Origin of the sequence: Dyadobacter sp. CY351, assembly GCF_021502625.1 — a bacterium.
In the GTDB taxonomy this organism is placed as follows: domain Bacteria; phylum Bacteroidota; class Bacteroidia; order Cytophagales; family Spirosomataceae; genus Dyadobacter; species Dyadobacter chenhuakuii.
In genome coordinates this window covers 1-554 of sequence record NZ_JAKFFU010000028.1, presented here as the reverse complement: position 1 = coordinate 554, position 554 = coordinate 1, and the positions used below count along the sequence as shown (strand labels likewise).

2 tRNA genes and 2 rRNA genes are annotated in these 554 nt (G+C 47.3%); all 4 read right to left on the bottom strand.

Features of this window, described 5'->3' with window-relative positions:
- Window positions 1–117 (bottom strand): 23S ribosomal RNA (locus L0660_RS26045); the annotation flags it as partial.
- Between the two features lie 73 nt (window positions 118–190).
- A tRNA-Ala gene (locus L0660_RS26040) sits at window positions 191–264 on the bottom strand.
- A 54-nt stretch (window positions 265–318) separates the two neighbouring features.
- Window positions 319–392 (bottom strand) — tRNA-Ile (locus tag L0660_RS26035).
- 46 nt (window positions 393–438) lie between these two features.
- Window positions 439–554 (bottom strand): 16S ribosomal RNA (locus L0660_RS26030); the annotation flags it as partial.

Genomic DNA, 554 nt, shown 5'->3' with positions numbered 1-554 from the left:
CGGATATCTACGGATCAATTTGTATGTGCCAATCCCCGTAGCTTTTCGCAGCTTATCACGTCCTTCATCGCCTCTGAGAGCCTAGGTATCCCCCATGCGCCCTTAATTCGCTTGCGCGATCTTAATTTCTTCTTCTCTCTTCTACTTCTCAATATGTCAATGAACTCGTTACCAATCTTTATTGGTAATGTGGAGAATAACGGATTCGAACCGTTGACCCCCTGCGTGCAAGGCAGGTGCTCTAGCCAGCTGAGCTAATCCCCCAAAAATCTTCAATAATAATTATCAAGAACGTTTTCCTGATAAACTTGTTTTCCGTGGGCCTGCGTGGACTCGAACCACGGACCTCGACATTATCAGTGTCGCGCTCTAACCACCTGAGCTACAAGCCCTAATATATGATAAAGATAAACCAAAAGCAGAATTCTTCGTCTCCAGAAAGGAGGTGTTCCAGCCGCACCTTCCGGTACGGCTACCTTGTTACGACTTAGCCCCAGTCGCCGATTTTACCCTAACAGTGTCTTTAACCTACTGCTTCAGGTCTCCCCGACTCC